Source organism: Bacillus sp. RB3 (assembly GCF_030164735.1).
GTDB classification, from domain to species: domain Bacteria; phylum Bacillota; class Bacilli; order Bacillales; family Bacillaceae_G; genus Bacillus_A; species Bacillus_A cereus.
The window spans coordinates 155,401-181,297 of sequence record NZ_JASNGE010000008.1 but is presented as its reverse complement, the minus strand read 5'-3'; the positions used below and the strand labels follow the sequence as shown (position 1 = coordinate 181,297).

Genomic DNA, 25,897 nt, shown 5'->3' with positions numbered 1-25,897 from the left:
CCTGGTCTTTTTTTATGAATGAAAGTAGCTAGCGAACAGTAAGGTGATCCAAATTATAATGGGATAAGAAAATAAGCTGAAAAGGAGTGTAATTACGAATTGCTTTGGATGAATTAAGTGTTTTTTTGATAAAAAAAAGAAAATAGAAAAGAGAGTAATGAAAAATGCTGATATTACGCCGGGGTTATAAGAGCGATAAATGAAAAACAAAATAATATGTTGAACAGAGTTGAAGAAGATGGCCCCTTGTATAAAAATAATCCAGCATATAGAAGACAAGAAGTTAAGTTGATATAGAAAGACGATAAGTAATACAAAGATTGTTAATACGGAAATGGCGATGAAAAATTGTTGGCTAGTTATAAGACGGATTGAAAATTGATTAGCAAGGTATTGTGGCATTTGGAAAGCTTCTTCAAGGTTATGAATGAAAAATAATAAGGGAATGATCCAGAATATAGTAGTGGAATGTTTTTTCATCAATTTACATCACTCCAATAAAGTATAGAAAGCCTAAAAAAAGGCCCTCTATACAGAGATGGTTATTCAATTATGATATTTTTTAAATTAACTTCATGATGCTCTCGTTCTTTCAGATAAGCAGCTAGTTCCTCTTGTAAAATATTTAATATTTGCTTAGCTGATTGTTGGATTGGATTAGGTAGCTCTTCTAATATATGCATCCCGACTTTTACTTTTGTACGAATTACCCTTCGTAGTAATTCCTCATGCATGTACTACACCTCCAAACCGAATATTTAGTACATCTTCTTCAAATTTTGCTCCTTGAATAGAAAGGTGTGTTAATGTTTTTGGTAACGTGATGTTCCGTTTAACAGAACCCGCTCGAATAATAAGTTCATCACCTTTTTGATTTAAGGAAAGTTCACTTTTGTTTGAGAAGGGAATGGACAGAACGAAAATATACTCATCGCCATCCTTTTTTACATATTGAGTGCGCCCGTTAAATTTTACTTCTGTAGGGGAATGATCAGTTTTAAATAAAGAATCTCCTACACGTTCTAACATAGACAAACCAACAACTTCTTGTTCAAACATTGGAGCTTCGTAAATAGGAAGGGGTTGAAAACTATCTTTAATTAATGTTTTATATTTCTTCTGTGTATCTTTCCATGCCTGAAAATAAGGATCGGTGACAGTGTTAGGGATGACGCGGTTAATCATAATGGCATCTACGTTATAATCGTATAAATTCAAATAAGTAAAGCTGCGCTGGGCTTCTTTAATGACCATTTTTTCAGGATTTACAACGATGCGGATACTTGTTACTTCTCGATTTGATAAAATATCTCTCATTTCTCCGAGCTGTTCAAGTGTACTTGTTAATTCGTCCATAATATCGTCGGTTGGAAGAGGGACACCAAGGAGTGGTTGAGCTACAGGACGAACGACTTTTAAAACTTTTCTTTTAATAGGAAATAATTTTTCCATCCACCAGCCGAGCATGTCTGGAAAGCTTAGCATTGCTAATGTTTCTCCTGTAGGGGCACAATCAATAATGATAACATCATATGTGTCTTGCTTATAATAATCGAGTACGCGAAGTAGGCTAATTAAATCTTCCATACCGGGAAACATCGTTAATTCTTCTGTTGTAATATCATCAGCTGCTTTAGAAGTGAAGAGTAGTGTAATATATTTCTGTAATTTTCCCCAGCCTTTTTCCATTTCATAAATCGTATTAATTTCTTGTGCCCACAAATTTTCACGAATTTCTAGTGGTTCAGAAGATAGCTTTATACCAAATGAATCTCCTAAACTATGAGCAGGATCTGTGCTCATTACTAATGTTTTTAATCCTTGTTTCGCACTTTGAATTGCTGTTGCTGCTGAAATGCTAGTTTTTCCTACGCCGCCTTTACCTGTATACAAGATAATTCTCATCATTCATATCCCCTTTGTTTCGAATGTCGAATATTACGAGTGTCGAAGTAAATGGTTGAATAAAAACCCAGATAGGGTTTTATTCAATCGGAATGTTTTTCATTTTAGGTGTAGAAATCTTTTCTTCTGTTTTTTGCTGTGACGTAGCGATGTGATTCATGATTTTTTGGAAGATTTGTAGTAAGAATGCTTTTTCTTCTTCTGATAATGCTTCTGTTACTAAGCTAAAGTAATGGGCCGCATTTTGTTTTACTTCTTGAACGAGCATTACGCCGTTTTCTGTTAACCGAATTAATACAATACGTCGGTCATTTTCATCACGGTAGCGTTCAATATATCCCTTTTTTACAAGGCGATTTACAACGCCCGTTGTTGTACTCATCGGTATATCAAGAAGATCAGCAATTTTCGTCATTGTAATATCTGTATTTCGTTCCATCCAAAGTAAACAAAATACTTCTGTTTTAGAAAGTGTTAAATCTAGGCTTACCCATTCTTCAGGATAGAAAAGTTTCTTGGCGTTATCTAGCAGTAAGTCTAAAAAATGTTCATATTGCAACAATTAATTCCACTCCCGTATATTTCGAGGTTCGTAATATTTATTTTTATTTTATGTAGAATAGAAATAATTGTCAATGATTTTAATTGTTTTTTCAGATTAGGCAGAAAACTTTCTTTAAAATAGTATTCTTTTATGATAGATTTATAAATATAAAACGAGAATTTACATAAAAATCCATCATGGTAAATATACTTATCTATAATGGGTATGCAGCTAACGAGGGGGAGAACGATGAGAAGACGTAATACGCAAGCGTTCACGTTTTTAGCATGGACTTCATTTGTTTGTGCGCTTTCAGGTATGCTAATTGGGATTTATACGTTAGATGAAACGCTTAGTGTAAAAGGATACTATTTAATTGGAACATTATTTTTAACGATGTCTTGTTTTGTATTACAAAAAACAATTCGTGATAATGAAGAAGATAACGAGAGATTTCCGAAAAATAAACCGTTAGATAAAGAGTAAATTGTAAAGAAAGGCATTTGCCTTTCTTTTTTTATGTAAAAATGGCGTAAGTACTCTGTGTTGACTTGCTTGAAGTACTGAAAATTTGGTATCATCAATAGTATTGTAGATTGAACGATATATTATGGAGGTGGCCTAGCCGTGTCAAGAATTTCCGTTGAGAATGTAAAGCACGTAGCACATTTAGCACGTCTTGCAATTACTGATCAAGAAGCAGAAAAATTTCAAAAACAACTAGATGCAATTGTTACATTTGCAGAACAGTTAAATGAATTAGATACAACAGATGTAAAACCAACAACTCATGTATTAACTATGAAAAATGTTATGCGTGAAGATGTACCAGAAAAAGGTTTACCAGTCGAAGAAGTATTAAAAAATGCACCGGATCACAAAGATAATCAAATCCGTGTTCCAGCAGTATTAGAATAGAGGAGGGGAATTTCGATGTCATTATTTGATCATTCAGTATCAGAGTTACATAAGAAGTTAAACAACAAAGAAATTTCCGTTACGGATTTAGTAGAAGAATCTTACAAACGTATTGCGGATGTTGAAGATAACGTAAAAGCTTTTCTTACATTAGATGAAGAAAATGCACGCGCAAAAGCGAAAGAATTAGATGCAAAAATCGGCGCTGAAGATAATGGTTTATTATTCGGTATGCCAATTGGTGTAAAAGATAACATTGTAACTAACGGTCTTCGTACAACTTGTGCGAGCAAAATGTTAGCAAACTTCGATCCAATTTATGATGCGACAGTTGTGCAAAAGCTAAAAGCTGCTGACACAATTACAATCGGTAAATTAAACATGGACGAGTTCGCAATGGGTTCTTCAAATGAAAACTCAGGATTCTACGCTACGAAAAACCCATGGAACTTAGATTACGTTCCGGGCGGATCTAGTGGTGGTTCTGCAGCAGCTGTAGCAGCAGGAGAAGTACTATTCTCTCTAGGTTCTGATACGGGTGGTTCTATCCGTCAGCCAGCTGCATATTGCGGTGTTGTAGGTTTAAAACCAACTTATGGACGCGTATCTCGTTACGGATTAGTAGCATTCGCATCTTCACTTGACCAAATCGGACCGATTACACGTACAGTAGAAGACAATGCATACTTATTACAAGCTATTTCAGGTATTGACCGCATGGATGCAACTTCTGCAAACGTTGAAGTTGGAAACTATTTAGCTGGTTTAACAGGCGATGTTAAAGGTTTACGCATTGCTGTACCGAAAGAATACTTAGGCGAAGGTGTTGGCGAAGAAGCTCGTGAGTCAGTACTAGCTGCTTTAAAAGTATTAGAAGGTATGGGCGCAACTTGGGAGGAAGTATCGCTTCCACACTCTAAATACGCTCTAGCAACGTATTACTTACTATCTTCTTCTGAAGCATCTGCGAACCTTTCACGCTTTGATGGCGTGCGTTACGGTGTTCGTTCTGATAATGTAAATAACTTATTAGATCTTTACAAAAACACACGTAGTGAAGGTTTCGGTGATGAAGTTAAACGTCGTATTATGCTTGGTACATTTGCGCTTAGCTCTGGTTACTATGATGCATATTACAAGAAAGCACAACAAGTACGTACATTAATTAAAAACGACTTTGAAAATGTATTTGCTAACTATGATGTTATTATTGGACCAACAACGCCAACTCCGGCATTTAAAGTGGGCGAAAAAGTTGATGATCCAATGACAATGTATGCAAATGACATTTTAACAATCCCAGTAAACTTAGCGGGTGTTCCAGCGATTTCTGTTCCATGTGGATTCGGTGCTAACAACATGCCACTTGGTCTACAAATCATTGGTAAACACTTCGATGAAGCGACAATTTACCGCGTTGCACATGCGTTTGAGCAAGCAACAGACTATCATACAAAAAAAGCAAGTCTGTAAGGAGGCGAGCATAGATGAATTTAGAAACAATTATTGGTTTAGAGGTTCACGTTGAGTTAAAAACAAATTCGAAAATTTTCTCTGCGAGTCCAACAGAATTCGGAGCGGAGCCAAATACACAAACAAGTGTAATTGACTTAGGATACCCAGGGGTACTTCCTACTTTAAATAAAGAAGCAGTTAACTTTGCAATGAAAGCTGCAATGGCATTAAACTGTGAAATCGCAACGGAAACGAAGTTTGACCGTAAAAACTATTTCTATCCAGATAACCCGAAAGCTTACCAAATCTCTCAATTTGATAAGCCAATTGGTGAAAATGGTTGGATTGAAATCGAAGTAGACGGTAAAAAGAAACGTATCGGTATTACACGTCTTCATTTAGAAGAAGATGCTGGTAAATCAACGCATACAGCTGATGGTTCATTAGTAGACTACAACCGTCAAGGTATGCCTTTAATCGAGATCGTATCTGAGCCAGATATGCGTACGCCAGAAGAAGCATATGCATACTTAGAGAAGTTAAAATCAATCATTCAATACACTGGTGTATCTGATTGTAAGATGGAAGAAGGTTCCTTACGTTGTGATGCGAACATTTCCCTTCGTCCAGTTGGACAAGAGAAGTTCGGTACAAAAGCGGAACTGAAAAACTTAAACTCATTCACTTACGTACAAAAAGGTCTTGAGCATGAGCAAGTGCGCCAAGAAAAAGAACTGTTATCTGGTGGCATCATCCAACAAGAAACACGTCGTTATGATGAAGCAACAAAGAAAACAATCTTAATGCGTGTGAAAGAAGGATCTGACGATTACCGTTACTTCCCGGAGCCAGACTTAGTTGAACTTTACATCGATGATGAGTGGAAAGAAGCAGTTCGAGCTTCTATTCCAGAACTTCCAGATGCACGTAAAGCTCGCTACGTTGCAGAATTAGGCTTACCAGCTTATGATGCACACGTGTTAACATTAACGAAAGAGATGTCTGATTTCTTTGAAGCAACTGTTGCAGACGGTGCTGATGCGAAATTAACATCGAACTGGTTAATGGGTGAAGTACTTGCATACTTAAACAAACAACAAAAAGAATTAAAAGACGTTGCATTAACGCCTGCTGGTTTATCTAAAATGGTTCAATTAATTGAAAAAGGTACAATTTCTTCTAAAATCGCGAAGAAAGTATTTAACGAATTAATTGAAAAAGGTGGAGACCCAGAAGAAATCGTTAAAGCGAAAGGTCTTGTTCAAATTTCTGACGAGGGTACACTTCGTAAAGTTGTAACAGAAATTCTTGATAATAATGAGCAATCTATCGAAGACTTTAAAAACGGTAAAGACCGTGCAATTGGCTTCTTAGTTGGTCAAATTATGAAAGCTACAAAAGGACAAGCAAATCCACCACTTGTTAACAAAATCTTACTTGAAGAGATTAATAAGCGATAATAGTAGTGACTTTTAAAGATTAAGCAGAAAAACACCCGTACATGGGTGTTTTTCTAGGTTAATCAAACGTTTGTTTAAATGAGACAAAATCGTTTAAACAAACGTTTGATTAACTGTCAAAAGTGGAAAAATGTTTGTATAGCAACTATGGTATGATAGTTGCAAAAAGGTGGGAATAATGATAAATCTAAACATAGAGGTTTTTTTCATCTCATGAAATAATAGATAGTTGTTATTCGTTATATGTAAATTTTTATGGAAGAATGGATAGAAATAAAGTGAAACTTTAATCAGTAGGAGGTTCATCCACCATTGATTATTAGCCCTCACCAATCGGGCATTTACTGCCCGCAAATAGCGGGATAAATTTTGGAGTCAAATAAAAAACCATTGAAATGAATATTTACTTTTGATGGACTACACGAATCGGGTTCTTACTGCCTGTTTGAGCGGGATAAAAGAAGGATAGCAAGATGAGAGGAGGTAGGCATGGGAATACTGAATAGAAGTTCAGTATGTTCTTTTTCGATACATAAAGAAATTTCCTGTGCTAATAAATGATGAAGCGAGCAAGAATTATTTATAATCCTACTTCGGGGCGTGAGCTATTTAAGAAGAGCTTACCAGAAGTATTACAAAAATTAGAACAAGCTGGCTATGAGACATCTTGTCATGCGACAACGGGTCCTGGAGACGCTACTGTGGCGGCGAGGCAAGCTGCGGATCGTAAGTTTGATGTTGTTATTGCGGCTGGTGGCGACGGTACATTAAATGAAGTAGTAAACGGTTTAGTTGGGCATGAATTCCGTCCGAAATTTGGAATTATTCCAGTTGGAACGACAAATGACTTTGCACGTGCAATTGGTGTACCTCGTTCTATTGAAGAGGCAGCAGATATTATTTGCGAAGGAAAAACAGTGCCATTAGACCTTGGTAGAGCGAACGATACATATTTTATTAACATCGCTGGTGGCGGTCGTATTACAGAATTAACATACGAAGTACCGAGTAAGTTAAAGACAGTATTAGGACAACTTGCTTATTACCTAAAAGGTATCGAGATGTTACCATCATTGCATCCGACATATGTTGAAATTGAGTATGATGGAAAGTTACTACAAGAAGAAATTACGATGTTTTTAATTACGAATACCCGTTCAGTAGGTGGATTTGAAAAGGTAGCACCGTATGCATCTATTAACGATGGGTTATTTGACCTATTAGTACTGAAAAAAGGTTCTATCGCTGATTTAATTAAAGCAGCAACACAAGCACAACGTGGTGAACATATTAATAATCCAAAAGTGTTATATACACAAGCGAACCGAATTAAAGTACATTCACCAGATAAACTAATGATTAATTTAGATGGTGAGTATGGTGGAGATGCACCGATGGAATTCGAAAATATATATCATTGTTTAGAACTATTTGTTCCTGAACATCAAGAGGATGCCCTGTAAAGGCATCCTTTTTACTTTGTTAAAATGAATTGTAAATTGGGAGTTAGTTTGATTTTTATGGTATTTTTACAATTCTTTTATTTTACATCCATACTTTATTGATACACTGGAAGAGATAAGAAATGAGAGGTAGGGTGCTATGGAGAAGGTAAAGGCGATATTATTTGATAAAGATGGGACATTAATGGATTTTCATTCAATATGGATAAAAGTAGCTGAAGAACTTGTAGCTGAATGTATAAGTTTATATCATTTACCAAGTACAATGCGGCAAACCTTATTAGAAGAGATTGGTGTAGAGGGAGCATTTGTTAATCCGAGGAGTGCAATAGCTGCTGGAACAAGCCTTGATGTAGCGAAGGGGCTTTGTAATTATATTGAGTCTGCTAGAGAAGAAGAGATGCATCATTGGGTAAGTGAGAAGTTATTTTCCCTTATGTATGAGCATCGTTCGCATATGAAAATGACAGCAGATTTACCGAAAGTGTTACAGGCATTAAAAGATAAAGGATTTATATTAGGGGTTGTCACGGCGGATGATTTCGCACCAACAGAATTATTTTTAAGACAATATAAGTTGGAGAACTTTTTTGATTATATTATAGCCTCGGATACATTCCCTGCGCAAAAACCAGATAAAAAGATTATAGAAGTGTTTTGTGAGAAATTTAATTTAGCATCATGTGAGGTTGCGGTTGTTGGAGATACGCCAACTGATTTACATTTAGCCAAAAATGGCGATTGCTATGCAATTGGGGTGCTATCTGGTACGGGAGACCGTCCAACATTAGAACCACTTTCTGATTTAGTGTTAGATTCTGTTGGAGAGTTTATTTCTCAATCGGGTGAGTTTTTCTGGGAGAAAGAAAAGTCTAATGTGTAAGGAAAATAAGTCTATAAAGACTCTTAATGAGTCTTTATAGACTTATTTTTTATGCCTGGATACAAAGAATATAGGATAAATGCTAGAAAAGAAAGTTGGCATACATTTTGCAATAAAAAGAGAAAACAATGTAAAGAAAAGGATGGGGTACGCAATGAACACAAAAAAATTTGCTAAAGTAAATGAACAAATTCCAGGACCGAAAGCGGCATCTTTATTAGAACGCCGTCAAAATATAGTACCAAAAGGAGTAAGTAACGGCATCCCAACGTTTGTACAATCTGCAAATGGTGCTCTTGTAACAGATGTTGATGGTAATCAGTACATTGATTTTGCAGGAGCAATCGGGACAATTAACGTAGGGCATTGTCATCCAGCGGTTAAAGAAGCGCTCCATAAACAAGTCGATCAATACATTCATACTGGATTTAATGTCATGATGTATGAGCCATATATTGAATTAGCGGAAAAGCTTGCGGCATTGGCACCAGGAAGTTTCGATAAGCAAGTCCTCTTTTTAAATAGTGGTGCAGAAGCAGTTGAGAACGCGGTGAAGATCGCTCGTAAATATACGAAGAGACCTGGTATTATCGCATTTTCTAAAGGTTTCCACGGGCGTACATTAATGACAATGACGATGACAAGTAAAGTGAAGCCATATAAATTTGGGTTTGGTCCCTTTGCTCCAGAAGTATATAAAGCACCATTTCCATACGAATACCGTCGCCCAGAGGGATTAACGGAAGAGCAGTATGATGATTTTATTATTGAAGAGTTTAAGAACTTCTTCATATCGGAAGTAGCACCAGAAACAATTGCAGCTGTTGTAATGGAACCTGTTCAAGGGGAAGGTGGATTTATCGTCCCAAGTAAGAAATTTGTTCAAGAAGTACGCCGCATTTGTTCAGAGAACGGCATCTTATTTGTAGCGGATGAAATACAAACAGGCTTTAGTCGTACAGGAAAATATTTTGCAATTGATCACTATGATGTCGTTCCAGATTTAATTACAGTGTCTAAATCGTTAGGTGCTGGTGTACCGATAAGTGGTGTCATTGGACGTAAAGAAATTATGAATGAGTCTGCACCAGGTGAACTTGGTGGAACGTATGCAGGAAGTCCACTAGGATGTGCGGCTGCATTAGCTGTTCTCGATGTAATAGAAAATGAGAAATTAAATGATAGAGCGATAGAATTAGGAAAAGTCGTAATGAACCGATTCGAAGAGATGAAAAATAAATATCATTGCATCGGCGATGTGCGTGGGTTAGGTGCAATGTGTGCATTTGAGGTCGTTCAAGATTGTAAGACGAAAGCACCTGACAAAACGTTAACGGCTAATCTATGTGCAGAAGCAAATAAGCGTGGGTTACTGTTATTATCAGCAGGAACATATGGAAATGTTATCCGTGTGTTAATGCCTTTAGTTATTACAGATGAGCAACTTGAAGAAGGATTAACAATAATTGAAGAATCGTTGCAAGCTTGTTATGAACAAACAAACATCGCTCGCGTTTAAAAACTGAAGTATAAATAGCAAACATTCTAGCTGACTCTATATTAAATGCAGAAAATTCACTTTATAATAAAGGTAGTGAAGTGGATCGATGGATTTGAAGTTAGGGGTGGCTAGGATGGTTGCAGAAAAGGAACGAGTGTTAATGGATTTAAAAGATGTATTTGAATATGCGTTTGACGAAATTTTTGTTACAGATGAGCAAGGGATCGTTGTGCGTGTAAATAGTACATGTGAAAGGCACTACCAACTAGCTGCCGAAGAGTTAGTTGGTAAGCATGTAAAAGAACTACAAAAGGATGGAATCTTTTATCCATCAGCGACATTAGAAGTGATTGAAAAAAAGAGGCCAATTGAACTCGTTCAAACTACAAAATCAGGAGAGTATTTACACGTTCGTACAAGGCCTGTTTTTGATGATGAGGGAAATTTAAGAAGAGTGATTAGTTATTCTCGCGACCTTACTGAACTCTATCAATTACGTCAAAAGGTAGAGGAAATGGATAATCAGCTAAAAACATATAAAAAAGAATTAAGAGAAACATATGAGCATGAAGGACTGATTTTTAAAAGTCTAGCTATGCAAAAAATAGTCGATACAATCAAAAAAGTATCTGTAGTGGATAGTACTGTTCTCGTTTTAGGCGAGACTGGAGTAGGAAAAAGTCGATTGGTACGCCATTTACATGAAGTGAGTCACCGTAAGCATGAAAGTTTCTATGAAATTAATTGTGCGGCATTGCCAACTAATTTAATTGAATCAGAGCTTTTTGGATATTCAGGTGGATCTTTTACAGGTGCGAATCGTGAAGGGAAAAAAGGACTATTAGAATCCGCGCATAAAGGAACTCTTTTTTTAGATGAAATCGGTGAAATGCCGATTGAAATTCAAGCAAAGCTTTTGCAAGTATTGCAAGAAAAAACATTTCGTCCTATAGGGGGAAGAGAATTAAAAAAAGTGGATGTTCGAATTGTGGCGGCAACAAATAGAGATTTAAGTATGATGGTGAAACAAGGAACATTTCGGAAAGATTTATACTATCGTTTGAATGTCATTCCAATTGCAATTCCCCCGCTTAGGGAAAGAACAGAAGATATTTTACCGCTTATTTATCATTACTTGCAGCACTTTAATAAAAAATACGGACGTGATGTGAAACTAGCGCCGAGTACGTTACAAATGTTTGTTGGATATCCGTGGGAAGGAAACAATAGAGAAATAGAGAATGTAATTGAGAGAATTGTTATTACTGTCGATGATGTTGTAACGGTAGAGGATTTGCCACTCTCTATGCAAGAGGTTGCAGTTGAACAATCGGGGCAAAGCCTTTATAAAATGCTGGAAGAGGTAGAGAGAAATATTATTCTTAAAGCGTATAAAACGTATGGATCAAGTTATAAAGTAGCTGAGTTTTTGCAAATTAGTCAATCTGCTGCTACTAGGAAAATTAAGAAGTTCATAGAGGAGGAAGAAAACATTGGATAAAAAGGCGACTTTCGTAAGTATAGATAAAAAGGCGATGTATATAAATGGTGAGTGGATTACACTACAAGAACAAATTGAAGTAAATAATCCTGCGACGAAGGAAATATTTGCAACTGTACCAAAAGGCGGAGTAACAGAGGCAAAGCAAGCTGTTGATGCTGCACATGAAGCTTTTAAAACGTGGTCTAAGTTAACGGCAGCAGATCGTGCAACGAAGTTAAAAAAGTGGTTCATGCTTATTGATAAAAATAAAGAAGAGATCGCAGCGCTTATGACGAAGGAACAAGGAAAGCCGTTTGCAGAAGCGCTTGGTGAAGTAAATTATGCAAATAGTTTTGTTGAATGGTATGCAGAAGAAGGGAAACGTGTATATGGTGAAATGATTCCTGCTTCTCATCCGAATAAGCGCATTTTAGTTATGAAGCAACCAGTTGGCGTTATGGCAGCTATTACACCTTGGAACTTCCCAGCTGCTATGATTACGAGAAAGGTAGCCCCAGCGCTTGCAGCAGGCTGTACAGCCGTTGTGAAACCGGCAAGTCAAACGCCGCTAACTGCATTGAAATTAGCGGAATTAGCCCATGAAGCAGATATTCCAAAGGGCGTAATCAATATCGTAACAGGTAGTGCAAAAGCAATTGCTGATACATGGATGGAAGATAGTCGCGTTCGAAAAGTGTCCTTTACAGGGTCAACGGAAATTGGGAAAGAGTTAATGGCTAGTGCGGCGCAAACGATGAAAAAAGTTTCACTTGAGTTAGGTGGTCACGCTCCGTTTATCGTAATGAATGATGCAGATTTAGATAAAGCAGTAGAAGCGGTGATTGGTTCGAAATTCCGTAACGCAGGACAAACGTGTATATGTACAAACCGAGTATTCGTTCAAGAAGAAGTATACGAAGTATTTGTAGAGAAGTTCCAAAAGGCAGTAGGGCAGTTGAAAGTAGGAGACGGTTTCGGTGACGGAACGACTGTTGGGCCACTTATTGATGAGAATGCAGTTTCAAAAGTACAAGAACATATTGAAGATGCTATTCAAAAAGGTGGAACAGTTTTATATGGTGGTCAAAAGGTCGCAGAGTTAGAGGGACATTTCATTCAACCGACTGTAATTGGGTTGGCAAATGATACGATGCTTTGTATGAATGAAGAAACATTTGGGCCAGTGGCACCAGTTGCGAAATTCAAAACAGTTGATGAAGTAATCGAACGTGCAAATAATACACCATACGGTTTAGCTGCGTATATTTTCACGAAAGACATTAGCCAAGCATTCCAAATTAGTGAAGCGTTAGAGTACGGTATTATCGGTCTAAACGACGGTCTTCCATCAGTTGCACAAGCACCATTCGGTGGATTTAAAGAAAGTGGTATCGGCCGTGAAGGAGGCCATTTCGGCATCGAGGAATATTTAGAAATTAAATATATTTCATTGGGACTATAAGTAGTATACTAGAATCTCTATAAGGTAACAGAGAAGGAGATTCTAGTATGGTATATTGGCTATTATTACTTGTTACAATTATTTTTGAAGTAGCTGGAACAATTGCGATGAAACTATCAAATGGTTTAACAAAGCTCGTTCCAAGTGTACTGATTTTCGTGTTTTATGGAATTTGTTTCAGCGTGTTCGCCATCGTTGTGAAAAAGATCCATTTAAGTATTGCTTATGCTATTTGGTCTGGCGTTGGAACATTACTTATTACAATCATTAGTGTGTACTTTTTTAAAGAGCATATTAGTTTATTTCAAGCATTTTGTATTCTTTTTATTGTTTTGGGTGTCATTGGGCTTAAGGTTTCATCGGCATCATGAAAGCTATCTTTTGTAGAAGATAGCTTTTTTCTATTTGTGCAGTTAGCAATTAATACGACAAAATATGACAAGAAAGCGTAAAGCATTTTGTTATGATACATATGAAATATTGTCTTATGTGGGGGAAAGAGTATGTTAAAAAAGGTGAGTCAAATTGTTTTAATTTTTGGCATAGCTTTTAGTTTAAGTGCTTGCACTGAGACTAAAGATAGTAATGAAAGTAAACAAGAAGATGTTCAAGATAAAGTGTATAAAATAGGGGAGACAGTAGACGTAGATGGTTTGCAAGTAACTATCGATTCAGTTAAATTAGGATATCCGGATTATGATGAGGATAAAAAGAAAGAGGAGATTTTGGGGATTATTTTCAAAGTAGAAAATAATAGTAAAAAGGAAATACCTTTTGCATTTTATGAATTTGAGATTACCGATAAGAAAGGTACAAGATTTAAAGAATATAATAACCCTGATAGCTTTATTAGTAAAAAGTTAGCACCAGAAGAAAAAATTCAAGATATCATGCTATTTGACGTAGCGAAAGAAAATACGTATATCGCTACGTATAGACCAGAGTTTACGCGTGAAAATAGAACAATAAAATTTGAATTGAAACCAAATAAATAAAGAAACACATTGGATTATCCAATGTGTTTCTTTATGGTAATAAATTTAAAACGCCCAGTTACCTTTACGGAAGATAGGTTCATGTCTGCCATCAGCAGTAATACCGTCAATATCAAGCTCAGCTGATCCAATCATGAAGTCGTTGTGTGTAATACTAGCGTTTGCGCCGTTTTCAGCAAGTTCTTCTTTAGACATTGTTTTTCCGCCAACTAAGTTAAATGCGTAAGCATTTCCAATCGCAAGGTGGCAAGATGCATTTTCGTCAAATAGTGTATTGTAGAATAAAACATTTGTGTTTGAAATTGGTGAGTCATGAGGTACTAAAGCTACTTCCCCTAAGAAGTGAGAACCTTCATCTGTTTCTACTAAATGTTTTAAAGCTTCTTCACCAGCTTCAGCTTTATAGTCTACGATACGTCCGTTTTCAAATGTTAACGTGAAATTATCGATAATATTACCTGCAAATACTAACGGTTTTGTACTAGAAACTTGGCCGTTTACACCTGTTTTAAGTGGCATTGTAAATACTTCTTCAGTTGGAATATTAGCCATAAATGGTACGTTCTTTTCATTTAAGCTACCAGCACCAGCCCATACATGTTTTTCTGGAAGTTCGATTGTTAAATCTGTTCCAGGACCTGTATAGTGAAGAGCTTTATAATGCTTTTCGTTTAGGTAATCCACTTTTGTATGTAATGTTTCATCATGTTCTTTCCATGCTTCTACAGGATTTTCTAAATCAGCACGAGTAGCTTTGAAAATAGCATCCCATAACTTTGCTTCTTGTTCTTCTGGCGCTACGTCAGGGAATACTTTCGCAGCCCATTCTTTCGTAGGAACAGAAATGACACACCAGCTTACTTTATCTGCTTGTACGTAATCACGGTATACTTTCATTGCTTCTCCAGCTACTTTATGAGCTGTTGCGATACGCGATGGTTCTACACCTTTTAATAAATCAGGGTTTTCCGCATAGATAGACATAAATGCAGCGCCTTCTTTTGCTAATTCTTCACGAGCATGTGCTTTCCAAGATGGAAATTCAGCGAAAGCTTCTTCAGGAGCTAGATCGAATTTTAAGCGTGTTAACGTCTCATCATTCCAATCTACATATACGTGTTTTGCACCAGATTTATATGCTTTTTCTGTAACGAGGCGTACAAATTGTACAGCTTCAAGAGGTGCACTAATTGATAAAGTTTGTCCAGGTTGAATATTAACACCAACATTAACTGCAAGAGCAGCATATTTCTCTAACGTTTGTTCAAATGACATATGTATAATCTCCTTTAATTTGAAAGATTTCTTACTATATATAATACAAGAAAATTCTAAAAATATATATAAATATAAAGTAAAAAGAGAGCTCAAAATGTATTGAGCCCTTATATTTACTTAATTGAAGAAGCAAACTGCTCTACAGTCGTTGTATGGTGTATACGAACGCGCTTCATCTTTAACAATTCATCAGGTTCACCCTTCGTAATGAATTGCCCAGGCTTTGTCGTCGTCGCAAATTGATAATACTTCTTCGTTTCTGCAACAACCTTATCATCTACATGACCGAATGGATAAGCAATCGCGATAACAGGCTTACCTGTTATTTTTTCTAGCTTTTCTTTTGAACCTTTTAACTCTTCCTCATAGTTTGTAATTTTCGGTAAGTCTGCATGTGTTGCAGTATGAGATTGCACCGAGAAAATGCCGGAATCAACCATTTCTTTTATTTCAGAAGTAGACAATGCTCCTTCTACATCAACGTTATCAACAATCATATATTCTGTTGCTGCCGGTTTAAAAGTATCATCTTTTAGCTTTTGTAAAATGCGAAATGCATTCATATTATTTTTCATACCGTCATCAAATGTAACGAAAATCGGTTTATTTACTGTATTTATATCGCCCCAGCGTTCAAACGTTAAAAGCGTATAACCATTGTCCTTTAAATGTTTCATTTGTGCTTCAAAGTTAGCTGGTGATACGAATAAATCTTTAATGCCTTGACCATGATAATCATCAATTGCGTGATACATAAGAACAGGAACCTTTTGTTCGAAAGTAATAGTAGATTTCGTAAGCGGGATTGTTTTCCCATCTTCTTTCATTCCTGTTGCTTCAATTTGGAACTCACCGCGTTTTCCTTCAAATTCCTTTATATCAAAAGGAAGTGTGAATTGTTTCTCTTTTTCTTTAGAAGAAAAAGATTTAGCACTTTCCTTGCCATCAGCTGTGCGCCAAATTTTATATTGTACTTCATTTAAAGAATCTTTTATGTCTGTAATATGAATACTTGTGTTTGTAGATTCGTGTGTAACTGAATTATGTGAGATTTTACCTTGTTCTTGCACAGTCTCTTCTTGTTTCTTAATCCCTTGAGCCGTTTTCTCTTTTTTAGGTTCTGGACTTACATTGTTAGTATTACAGCCTGCTAGAATGGCAGACGTACATAAAGCAATTGCTGCGTATTTTCTCATAAAAATCACCTTCTATTGTGTAGTATGTTGCATATTTACATTAAAATCCCCACCGCTATAAGAGTGGTGGGGATATACCCTTGTTCATCATATCATTTGAAGAAAATGAGGGGAATATGATTTTTAGGAGGTTATTAATGTAATAGATTAGTGACTTTGAATAGATGTATTTTTTTGTTTCTTATTAGAATTAATAATAATATAACCGACTACAAAGATAAGAGGAATAATGAAGACATAGATAGGCATTCCCCATACATAATAGCTTTTCAGCGTTAAGACTAGTAAATGTAAGAAATCGAAAATTGCGTGAGCTTTCATAATATCCTCCAATGGTTTTTTTTTTTTTTTTGAAAATTATAACATTTTAAACTTGTTATTTGTATAATTTGGAAAGTTATTTAAGCTAATTTTAAAGTAAGAAGAATACATATTAATATGCAATTTTGCATAAGGATATGTATTTTTATTAAAATATAAAGATTTTATACTATAATGAAAACCGCTATAAAACTAAGTAAGAATAATGTATGGAGTGGAGAATAGAAATGAAATATAAAAAAATAATATATATCTTTTTCATATCGCTATTTATAGTTGGTTGTCAAAGTGAAGTGAGTAAAGCGAATAGCGTGGAAGAGTATATTCCATCGCATCTTATGAATGCGGAAGTGACGGCGGATATTATGACACTTGAATTTCCTTATGAGATAAAAGAGAAATTAGAGAAAATCGGAAATAAAATGAGCGATAGTATTACAAATAATTTAGATTGGTATTTGAAGTATGCCGAAGAAGAAATTATACCGAAAAAACGTTTCCTTATCATCAAAACTTAGGTATTACAAAAGAAGAATATGATTTTATGATAGATAAAATGGATAATGCAGAATATATAAATACCAAAGACGGAAAACTCTTTTTTAAAAAGAAAGATCATGAAATTCAAATTCTCTCTGATGAAAATTTGAATCTAATTAAAAATATTCGAATTGATACAGAGAAGAATACAATTAAAACTCCTTTGGGAGAATGCGAATATGAAGGTGAAATCAAGGCGTCGGATGAACAAAAAGCTACTGGTCCATGGAGTGGGAAGATGTGGACTTTAAAAAGTAATGGATTGCTTTATCATTTTTCATTAGGAAAGTTAAAAAACATAAACAAATCTATCATTTACATTTCAATAAAAGGTATATATAAAGATAGGATTATCAATACAGAAGAAGCAGTTGAATTTCACTCGGTTTCATAAAGAATCAAAAAAATCACCTTACTCGTTAAAGTAAGGTGATTTTTTATTAAATAAACAATCCAGCGATTGTCGCAGATAAAATAGAAGCAAGTGTTGATGCAAATAGCATTTTCCAACCAAATTTAGAAACAACGCTTCCTTGTTTTTCAGAAAGGGCACGGATTGTACCAACGATTGCACCAATTTGGCTAATACTTGCAAAGCTAATTAAGAATACTGTAACGATTCCAACTGTACGTGGAGCTAATGTTGTAGCTGTGTCTTTTAAATCAAGGATTGCTACAAACTCATTTAAAACAATCTTCGTACCCATAATACCACCAGCTGGGATAATATCTTGAGTTGGAATACCCATTAAGAATGCGAATGGAGAAAGTACGTAACCGAAGATTTGTTGTAAAGTAATGGCATGTCCCATTGCGCCTGAAGCTGCACTAATTACGTAGTTTACAACTTCCATCACACCGATAAAGGCGATCATTAATGCGGCAACGATACCAGCTACTTTTAAACCATCAAGCGCACCGTTAATCATTGCACCGATAAAGCTGTCCCCGAATAGAGTTCTATCAAATTTTTGAATCACTTCATCTTCTTTCTTCGTATCAACTGGTGTTAATAACGAACAAACGATTAAGCTTGAGAATAAATTTAGCGGAAGAGCTGCTAGTACGTATTTTGCATCTAACATCATTACGTATGATGCTGTAACAGAAGCAGAAACGGAGCTCATCGCAGAACAACAAATGATAAACATACGGTTTTTATTGAAATGCTGTAAATCGTTTTTAATAACGATTAATGCTTCACTTGAACCGAAGAATACAGAGTTTACTGCGTGGAATGACTCAACGCGTGGTAAACCAGTAATTTTTGAAATAGCACCGCCGACAACGCGAACGATGAATGGTAAAACACCTAAATAACTAAAGATTGAAAGTAGTGCTGAGAAAAATACGATAATTAATAATACGTTTAAGAAAAAGACAAAATCTCTGTGAATTCCATTAAAGAGAAAATCGACACCTGTCGTACCAAGTTTAATTAGTTTGTTGAAAACTTTACTAATGAAAATAATGATTTGTTGACCAACCTTTGTAGCAAACATAAACCAACCGATTAAAATTTGGAAACCAATCATAATTGCAATTGCACGGAAGTTGATTTTACTTTTGTTGTTTGACAAAGCAAAACATAAACCTAACACGGCAAGAATACCGATAATGCTCATTACATATTGCATGTAGTTGCCCCTTTCAGAAGTTCGTATAAAGTTTGTACATAAAACGCTCGTTATATTACTAAAAATAAAAGAACGAGGTTTTATGTCATACGTAAGATGTCTGACCTTTTAGAAAAATAAAAATAAAAAAAGACCCATATGGATTCACTTTCATCTATGAGAGAAAGCTAATCAATATGAGTCCTTTTTTGCGCATAGGCTAATATTCATTAGTTTTCCCCATAGTCCAGCAATTTAAGGTTGCCGGGTAGAAACTCTCGATCCATATTATCAAGTATATATGAGGTAACATCGTCCGTATTAAATTAGTAGTAGCGTAACATTAACAGAGAAGTATCGTCAATAGCTTTTTTTCTTCCAATAGAAAAAGACCATATAAGTATGATAAAATGTAACGCAGTGTTATGAAAAAGAGAGGTCGGAAAATGAGTACTAAAATGACGCCACCAGTTGAGAAAAACGAGTTTATAGATGTAGTATTTGAAGATTTAACACATGATGGTGCCGGTGTTGCGAAAGTAAAGGGCTATCCTATTTTCGTTAAAAACGGATTACCAGGTGAAGAAGCGCAAATTAAAATTATTAAAGTGAAGAAAAACTTCGCATTTGGTCGTTTAATGAAGCTTCATACAGAAAGTCCATATCGTAAAGATGCTGAATGTCCAGTATATAATCAGTGCGGCGGTTGTCAGCTTCAGCACTTAACTTATGAAGGACAATTACAAGCGAAAGAAAAACAAGTACGTGACGTTATGCAACGTATCGGAGGACTAGGTGATGTTCCTGTTCATCCTGTACTTGGCATGGAAAATCCGTGGGTATATCGCAATAAAGCACAAGTACCAATCGGAGAACGTGAAGGCGGACTTGTAGCTGGTTTCTATCGCCAAGGAACGCATGATATCATTAATATGGAATCATGCTTAATTCAGGCAGAAGAAAACGATACATTAATTCAAGAAGTAAAACGTATTTGTGAAAAGCACGGTATCACTGCGTACAACGAAGAGCGTAACAAAGGAACACTTCGTCACGTAATGGCTCGTTACGGACAAGTAACAGGGGAAATTATGCTTGTCTTCATTACACGTACAGCAGAATTGCCGAACAAAAACGCAATCATTGAAGAAATTGCAGCGAAATTCCCAGAAGTAAAATCCATTGTTCAAAACGTAAATACGAAGCGTACGAATGTAATCTTCGGAGATAAAACGACAGTACTGTACGGATCAGAATATATTTATGACTTTATCGGTGACATTAAATTTGCGATTTCAGCACGTTCATTCTATCAAGTAAACCCAGAACAAACGAAAGTGCTATACGATAAAACGTTAGAATACGCAAAATTAAACGGTAACGAAACAGTAATTGATGCCTATTGCGGAATCGGATCAATCTCGTTATTCCTAGCGCAAAAAGCGAAAAAAGTGTACGGCGTTGAAATCGTCCCAGAAGCAATTGAAGACGCAAACCGAAATGCAGCACTAAACAACATGACAAACGCTGAATTTGGCGTAGGAGAAGCAGAAGTAGTCATTCCAAAATGGTACAAAGAAGGCGTAATTGCTGACACAATGGTCGTAGACCCACCGCGTAAAGGCTGTGACGAAGCATTACTAAACACAATCATTGACATGAAGCCAAACCGCGTCGTATACGTATCATGTAACCCAGCAACATTAGCACGTGATTTAAAAGTACTAGAAGAAGGCGGATATAAAACACAGGAAGTACAACCTGTTGATATGTTCCCGCATACGACGCATGTGGAGTGTGTGGCTTGGCTTAAGTTAGTATAATAGGAAAGCAGTTGATATAGAAAAAATCTATACCATCTGCTTTTTGGTTTACAAAAATACCATTCATAAGCGATTTTAGTTAAAATAAATATTGCTGATTTTCACAAATTATAAATTGAGATTTTGAAATTGTATTCATAGTGAGAGGATTTGAATTTAAAATGATAGATAATTTTTGGCGTGAATTACCACGGCCATTTTTCGTACTTGCACCAATGGAAGATGTAACAGACGTTGTTTTCCGTCACGTAGTAAGTGAAGCTGGTCGTCCGGACGTATTCTTCACAGAGTTTACAAACTCGGATAGCTATTGTCATCCAGAAGGTATGAAAAGTGTACGTGGCCGTTTAATTTTTACAGAAGACGAGCAGCCGATGGTAGCACATATTTGGGGAGACAATCCCGAATACTTCCGTCAAATGAGTATCGGTATGGCAGAGCTAGGATTTAAAGGCATTGATATTAACATGGGTTGCCCAGTTCCGAACGTTGCATCAAGAGGAAAAGGTAGTGGCCTTATTCTACGTCCAGACGTTGCGGCAGAACTTATCCAAGCAGCAAAAGCGGGCGGACTACCTGTCAGCGTAAAAACACGACTTGGCTTTAAAGAGTTAAGCGAGTGGGAAGATTGGTTAACGCACATTTTCAAACAAGATATTGCAAACCTTTCTATTCACTTACGTACAAGAGAAGAAATGAGCCAAGTAGATGCGCATTGGGAACTAATTCCGGAAATTAAAAAATTACGTGACCGTATCGCACCAAATACGTTAATAACAATCAATGGAGACATCCTTGATCGTAAAATGGGACTGGAACTTGCTGAAAAATACGGCATTGATGGCGTAATGATCGGACGAGGCATCTTCAAAAATCCATTTGCTTTTGAAAAAGAGCCAAGAGAGCATAGCAGTAAAGAACATCTAGATCTTTTAAGACTACAACTTGATTTACAAGATCAATATGCAGAAGTACTGCCACGCTCAATCACAGGGCTTCACCGCTTCTTCAAAATTTATGTAAAAGGCTTCCCTGGAGCTGCTGAATTGAGAAATCAATTGATGAGCACGAAGTCGACGGATGAGGTGCGTGCTTTGTTGGATAAGTTTGAGGATAGTGTTGGTGAGGCTCAGGATAGTGAGATGGTTTAACTTTTAAGCAGTTAAATCATTTCATATGTAGTGCATGACATGAGTGAGTTGAAAATAAGTGCAGAGCTGGAAAAGAACAGTGTATTTGAGAAATCAAAGCACTGTTTTTTTCTTTTAGTTAATGTTAAGAGAGAAATCTTTTTATAGGCATATAAAAAACATGTAAGAGCTCTGTAGATACAATGATAGAGAAAAGTTCGGGTAAGACTATAAAACATATCTTTAAAATGTTAAAGTATTAATTTAGCGGACAATAACTAAAAGGTTAGATTAAACATGATAATTTAAAGCAGGTTATAGCATAAACTTTAACCGCTGAATAAATAATCAACATTTCAGGAGGAAACCCAATGGCAATGAGCAACAACGATATATTAAAAAGAGTACGATACGCTTTAGATATAAAAGATATAGATATGGTAGAAATCTTTAAACTTGGCGGGATGGAAGTAACGAAAGAAGACGTAGTTGATATGCTTACAAAAATAAAGAGAGCTCCTCAGCATGAAGCTGAAAATGATGAGGTAGCTGAAGATGAGTACGTAAAAACATGCGATATGATGATGTTAGAGGCATTTTTAAATGGATTTATTACTTTAAAAAGAGGAAAGCAAGATCCGAAACCAGGGCAGCCTGCACCTGTACAGAGCAAGGAGAGTGCCAATAACCTTCTTCTAAAGAAAATGAAAATCGCACTATCTTTAACGAGTGAGGATGTACTTGATATATTAGATAGCGTGGGCGTTACGGTAACAAAAGGAGAGTTAGGCGCTCTATTAAGAAAAAAAGGTCATAAAAATTACAAAGAGTGCGGCGATAGATACGCAAGGAATTTCATTAAGGGATTAGGTGTAAAGTATAGAGGATAATGAGTTCGTTAAAGCAGTAAATGATATAATAGGTAGAGTAGGACGTTCGTATCCTACTCTTTTTTATTTGTAAAAATACTATGCTAGGTGATGAAATGGTACATACATATTTAGGTGAGACAATTAATTTTCATATAACTTATAAGAAGAAAAAGTCCGTGCGTCTTTTTGTAGATTCGTATGGAAATGTAGAAATACAGGCTCCGAAAGGGACACCTGTTGAATACTTAGTCCAGTTGCTAGAAGAGAAGTGGGGTTGGATTCAGACAACACGTAAAGAAATGCAGGAGCGAGCGCATGGACCACAGGAAAAGGATTATGATCAAGGAGAAGGCTTTTTGTATTTAGGGAATACGTATCCGATACAGATTTCCCAAGATGCAAGCATTGAGCAAGACAACGCAGTATTTAAAGGGGATAAGTTACATATTTATGTGAAAGAGCTTAAGGATGAGAAAATACAACAAGCTTTAAAACGATTTTACTATAAGCAGTGTAAATCTTTAGTAGAGAAGAGTATTAAAGCGCATCAAAGTAATTTCAAAACAAAACCACGTTCTATTCGTATTACAGATAGTAGTCGTACTTGGGGTACTTGCGATTCGAATTTACAACTAACATTCAATTGGAAGCTAGCAATGGCACCACAGCGAGTAATTGACTATGTAGTTGTTCATGAAATGTGTCATATGGTTCATTTAAATCATGATCGATCGTTTTGGCGTCTTGTCGGGAAAATCATGCCCGATTATAAGGAAATGGAGAACTGGTTAGCTTTATCTAGTTGGAAGATGACGGTTTAATGTTGCGCTTTGTATAGGTTGCAATTATTGTCAATCTTTGTCGGTAAGTCGATATATTTCGAAAATCGCTGATATATTTGAAGTTGCGCCGATATATTTCGAAAATCGCTGATATATTTGAAGTTGCGCCGATATATTTCGAAAATCGCTGATATATTCGGAGTTGCGCCGATATATTTCGAAAACCGCTGATATATTCGGAGTTGCGCCGATATATTTCGAAAACCGCTGATATATTTGGAGTTGCAATCGATATGTTCAATGAAGCGAAAGTAAAAGGAGAGGTCACAGCAGACATCTCCTCTTTTCGAGTATATAGATTATCGCCCAAACTTCACAACAAAATCTTCATCAACTTTCCCCATCTCATACCCACGATACCCCTCCGAAAGCAAAGCCTGCTGTCCACTAGCATCACTCATTAGAATACTTTGAACATCCGTCCAATCTCTTTTCTTGTCTTCACGCAATTCCTTCACAAAAACATACCGCAGACTACCACCATACTTTTCCTTCAGCGCAGCAATCTCCATCCCTTGCGCAAACTTATCCTTCAAACTCGGAATGTTAAAAGGAGCAACGGTGCAGCATACATAATCATATTTGCTGTCTTCTTTTTGTAATTCTTCCATAATGACTTTTGCTAATATTTTTTGCATACCATTTCCTCGGCAGTTCGGATGAACGTTTGAGATTTCTTGATAGATGACGCGGTGTAGTTCACTTTCTGGCAAACCAATATCAAGCCCTAAATGTTCATCGTCGATAGGAGGGACGAGTAGAGCGCGAAATGCGATGAGTTTGTTTTCGATAAAAGCACCGATCATCATGCCGTTTCCTTCTAGAATGTATTGAAATTCTTCTAGTGAGAGTGGTTGTAAACGACTTTTATCTTCTAGTGCTTCAACTACGATGTTTTGTAGTGATAAAATTTGTTCGATGTGCTCTAGTGATAGTAATGTAACGTGAAATGATTCGTTATTTTGTTTTAATGTTCCTTTGTATAGAACCGTCATATGATAGTCCTCCTTTAGCGTACAACGTCTTGAAAGACGGTTAGTTCTTGTAGTGTATCTTCGTTTATTTCAATACCGAGTCCGGGCTTTTCGTTTAAGCGAATGAATGGTACATCGTAATGTAAGTTTCCAATGTCTTTCGTGAATTTTAATGGTCCTGTTAGCTCTACGCTCGTAATGATTTTCTTTGAGAAAGCGACATGGAATCCTGCGGAAGAGGCAACAGATGATTCGACCATTGATCCCACTTGGCATTCAATGCCGGCCATTTCAGCTTGATGAGCGAGCTTTACAGCTGGATATATGCCACCGCATTTCATTAGTTTTATATTCACTTTATCAGCAGCTTCTAATTTAATAATTTGGCGCATTTCACGAGAACTTTTTAGTCCTTCATCAATCATAAGCGGGAGGTCTGTCTTAGAACGGATATGAGCCATGGCATCAATATCGTCCGCGATAACAGGTTGTTCAATCCAGTCAATGTTTAAATGTCCTAATGACCGCAGTGCTGTTAATGTGTTTGCGCTATTTTTCCAGCCTTGGTTTACATCAACGCGAATAGCGATGTCATTTCCTACACGTTCTCGTACAGCTTCAATACGTTTCACATCTTCTTTTACATTCGTACCAACTTTCATTTTGAAAGATTGGTAACCTTTTTGAATCATAGAAGCAGCTTCTTCAGCCATATCTTCAGGATCGGCAATACTTAAAACGTGAGTGACAGGGAATTCTTCATGATAGCGCCCGCCAATTAATTGATATACAGGTTGATTTAGTTTTTTGCCCATTATATCAAAACAAGCAATATCAATTGCAGCTTTCGCTGTTGGAACACCGTAAATTGTATTGTCCATCATGTCGTGTATTTTTTCGATATTCATTGGATTTTTCCCGATTAGAGCAGGGGTTAGCGTATGTTTTAAAGTATGGAAAGTACTTTCCCATGATTCACCTGTGACGTGATCATCAGCAACGCCTTCACCGTAACCGATAATACCTTCATCTGTTTCCATTTTGACGATAATAGAGGGCATATCAGAATAAGAGCCATAACTAATAACAAACGGATTGCGAAGCGGTAAACGAATTGCGTAAAGATGAATAGCTGTAATTTTCATTGAATAGAAACCCCTTCCTGTTTACAATAGTTTTGTACATTTGATATAGTTGACGTTAAATAGTCGTTAATTAATGATAAGGAGTTAGAGA

At 36.3% G+C, this 25,897-nt stretch carries 25 protein-coding genes, 1 pseudogene and 1 riboswitch; of the genes and pseudogenes, 16 read left to right on the top strand and 10 right to left on the bottom strand.

The annotated features are described in order from the left end of the window. Positions 1-12: 12 nt before the first annotated feature. The 4 genes from QO049_RS13450 to QO049_RS13435 all read right to left on the bottom strand — a co-directional run bounded on the left by QO049_RS13450 (position 13) and on the right by QO049_RS13435 (position 2,467). Positions 13-480: an HXXEE domain-containing protein gene (locus QO049_RS13450; RefSeq protein ID WP_001986283.1), complete on the bottom strand. Its 468-nt coding sequence runs from the start codon at positions 478-480 to the stop codon at positions 13-15. Positions 481-542: 62 nt separating this feature from the next. Further along, positions 543-734 carry a DUF3926 domain-containing protein gene (locus tag QO049_RS13445; protein WP_000544105.1) on the bottom strand — a complete coding sequence of 64 codons (192 nt, stop codon included), beginning with the start codon at positions 732-734 and terminating at the stop codon, positions 543-545. Then, complete coding sequence (locus QO049_RS13440; protein ID WP_002100673.1) at positions 727-1,908, bottom strand: ArsA family ATPase; 1,182 nt, start codon at positions 1,906-1,908, stop codon at positions 727-729. Before QO049_RS13440 ends, QO049_RS13445 begins: the two co-directional genes overlap by 8 nt. A 76-nt stretch (positions 1,909-1,984) precedes the next feature. After that, the gene (locus QO049_RS13435; protein ID WP_000942481.1) at positions 1,985-2,467 is read right to left on the bottom strand and encodes a MarR family winged helix-turn-helix transcriptional regulator; all 483 of its coding nucleotides are present in this window, start codon (positions 2,465-2,467) and stop codon (positions 1,985-1,987) included. Between the two features lie 231 nt (positions 2,468-2,698). On the opposite strand from QO049_RS13435, the gene QO049_RS13430 reads away from it, so the two are divergent. The 11 genes from QO049_RS13430 to QO049_RS13380 all read left to right on the top strand — a co-directional run bounded on the left by QO049_RS13430 (position 2,699) and on the right by QO049_RS13380 (position 14,069). After that, positions 2,699-2,935, top strand: a complete 237-nt coding sequence (locus QO049_RS13430) for a YiaA/YiaB family inner membrane protein (protein ID WP_001254393.1) — start codon at positions 2,699-2,701, stop codon at positions 2,933-2,935. Between the two features lie 141 nt (positions 2,936-3,076). Beyond that, positions 3,077-3,367, top strand: coding sequence for an Asp-tRNA(Asn)/Glu-tRNA(Gln) amidotransferase subunit GatC (gene gatC / locus QO049_RS13425; RefSeq protein WP_000086999.1), 291 nt, complete (start codon positions 3,077-3,079; stop codon positions 3,365-3,367). A 15-nt stretch (positions 3,368-3,382) separates the two neighbouring features. Then, a complete protein-coding gene (gatA, locus tag QO049_RS13420; RefSeq protein ID WP_000051441.1) occupies positions 3,383-4,840 on the top strand; it encodes an Asp-tRNA(Asn)/Glu-tRNA(Gln) amidotransferase subunit GatA in 1,458 nt (485 codons plus the stop codon). A gap of 14 nt (positions 4,841-4,854) precedes the next feature. After that, positions 4,855-6,282: an Asp-tRNA(Asn)/Glu-tRNA(Gln) amidotransferase subunit GatB gene (gene gatB / locus QO049_RS13415; RefSeq protein ID WP_001047685.1), complete on the top strand. Its 1,428-nt coding sequence runs from the start codon at positions 4,855-4,857 to the stop codon at positions 6,280-6,282. A 557-nt stretch (positions 6,283-6,839) separates the two neighbouring features. Then, positions 6,840-7,745 (top strand): diacylglycerol kinase, encoded by a 906-nt coding sequence (locus QO049_RS13410; protein WP_000977679.1) that lies wholly within the window; start codon positions 6,840-6,842, stop codon positions 7,743-7,745. Positions 7,746-7,884: 139 nt separating this feature from the next. After that, entirely contained in the window at positions 7,885-8,628 is a 744-nt protein-coding gene (locus QO049_RS13405; RefSeq protein ID WP_246961784.1) for an HAD family hydrolase, read from the top strand. 154 nt (positions 8,629-8,782) lie between these two features. Further along, complete coding sequence (gene gabT, locus QO049_RS13400) at positions 8,783-10,147, top strand: 4-aminobutyrate--2-oxoglutarate transaminase (RefSeq protein ID WP_002102677.1); 1,365 nt, start codon at positions 8,783-8,785, stop codon at positions 10,145-10,147. A 115-nt stretch (positions 10,148-10,262) separates the two neighbouring features. After that, positions 10,263-11,630, top strand: coding sequence for a sigma-54 interaction domain-containing protein (locus QO049_RS13395; RefSeq protein ID WP_000225133.1), 1,368 nt, complete (start codon positions 10,263-10,265; stop codon positions 11,628-11,630). Next, positions 11,623-13,074 (top strand): NADP-dependent succinate-semialdehyde dehydrogenase, encoded by a 1,452-nt coding sequence (gene gabD, locus QO049_RS13390; protein WP_000358130.1) that lies wholly within the window; start codon positions 11,623-11,625, stop codon positions 13,072-13,074. The genes QO049_RS13395 and gabD overlap by 8 nt, the downstream gene beginning before the upstream one ends. A 47-nt stretch (positions 13,075-13,121) precedes the next feature. Next, positions 13,122-13,445: a DMT family transporter gene (locus tag QO049_RS13385; protein WP_000263262.1), complete on the top strand. Its 324-nt coding sequence runs from the start codon at positions 13,122-13,124 to the stop codon at positions 13,443-13,445. Between the two features lie 132 nt (positions 13,446-13,577). Continuing rightward, on the top strand, positions 13,578-14,069 hold the full coding sequence (locus tag QO049_RS13380) for a DUF4352 domain-containing protein (protein WP_000915105.1): 492 nt from the start codon (positions 13,578-13,580) through the stop codon (positions 14,067-14,069). Between the two features lie 45 nt (positions 14,070-14,114). On the opposite strand, the gene QO049_RS13375 is transcribed toward QO049_RS13380, so the two are convergent. The 3 genes from QO049_RS13375 to QO049_RS13365 all read right to left on the bottom strand — a co-directional run bounded on the left by QO049_RS13375 (position 14,115) and on the right by QO049_RS13365 (position 16,864). After that, complete coding sequence (locus QO049_RS13375; protein WP_000007357.1) at positions 14,115-15,344, bottom strand: aminopeptidase; 1,230 nt, start codon at positions 15,342-15,344, stop codon at positions 14,115-14,117. Positions 15,345-15,460: 116 nt separating this feature from the next. Next, a complete protein-coding gene (locus tag QO049_RS13370) occupies positions 15,461-16,543 on the bottom strand; it encodes a polysaccharide deacetylase family protein (protein ID WP_001233709.1) in 1,083 nt (360 codons plus the stop codon). Between the two features lie 147 nt (positions 16,544-16,690). Then, positions 16,691-16,864 (bottom strand): hypothetical protein, encoded by a 174-nt coding sequence (locus QO049_RS13365; protein ID WP_000643592.1) that lies wholly within the window; start codon positions 16,862-16,864, stop codon positions 16,691-16,693. A 227-nt stretch (positions 16,865-17,091) separates the two neighbouring features. On the opposite strand from QO049_RS13365, the pseudogene QO049_RS13360 reads away from it, so the two are divergent. Further along, positions 17,092-17,798, top strand: a pseudogene (locus QO049_RS13360) (hypothetical protein). Between the two features lie 46 nt (positions 17,799-17,844). Here QO049_RS13360 and QO049_RS13355 read toward each other — a convergent pair. Beyond that, positions 17,845-19,041 carry a NupC/NupG family nucleoside CNT transporter gene (locus QO049_RS13355; protein ID WP_001200493.1) on the bottom strand — a complete coding sequence of 399 codons (1,197 nt, stop codon included), beginning with the start codon at positions 19,039-19,041 and terminating at the stop codon, positions 17,845-17,847. 202 nt (positions 19,042-19,243) lie between these two features. Beyond that, positions 19,244-19,345, bottom strand: a riboswitch (purine riboswitch). A 121-nt stretch (positions 19,346-19,466) separates the two neighbouring features. Between QO049_RS13355 and rlmD the strand changes: the two genes are divergently transcribed. From rlmD to QO049_RS13335, 4 genes are all read left to right on the top strand, one after another. Beyond that, complete coding sequence (rlmD, locus tag QO049_RS13350) at positions 19,467-20,843, top strand: 23S rRNA (uracil(1939)-C(5))-methyltransferase RlmD (protein ID WP_097796303.1); 1,377 nt, start codon at positions 19,467-19,469, stop codon at positions 20,841-20,843. 161 nt (positions 20,844-21,004) lie between these two features. Next, positions 21,005-21,994 carry a tRNA dihydrouridine synthase gene (locus tag QO049_RS13345; protein ID WP_000566705.1) on the top strand — a complete coding sequence of 330 codons (990 nt, stop codon included), beginning with the start codon at positions 21,005-21,007 and terminating at the stop codon, positions 21,992-21,994. 350 nt (positions 21,995-22,344) lie between these two features. Further along, positions 22,345-22,863, top strand: coding sequence for a YehS family protein (locus tag QO049_RS13340; protein ID WP_001251702.1), 519 nt, complete (start codon positions 22,345-22,347; stop codon positions 22,861-22,863). 95 nt (positions 22,864-22,958) lie between these two features. Then, complete coding sequence (locus QO049_RS13335; RefSeq protein WP_000233735.1) at positions 22,959-23,666, top strand: M48 family metallopeptidase; 708 nt, start codon at positions 22,959-22,961, stop codon at positions 23,664-23,666. 320 nt (positions 23,667-23,986) lie between these two features. On the opposite strand, the gene QO049_RS13330 is transcribed toward QO049_RS13335, so the two are convergent. Together QO049_RS13330 and QO049_RS13325 are read right to left on the bottom strand one after the other, a co-directional pair. Beyond that, positions 23,987-24,682, bottom strand: coding sequence for an N-acetyltransferase (locus QO049_RS13330; protein ID WP_097856386.1), 696 nt, complete (start codon positions 24,680-24,682; stop codon positions 23,987-23,989). A gap of 14 nt (positions 24,683-24,696) precedes the next feature. Next, on the bottom strand, positions 24,697-25,806 hold the full coding sequence (locus QO049_RS13325; protein WP_098022947.1) for a mandelate racemase/muconate lactonizing enzyme family protein: 1,110 nt from the start codon (positions 25,804-25,806) through the stop codon (positions 24,697-24,699). Positions 25,807-25,897 lie beyond the last annotated feature (91 nt).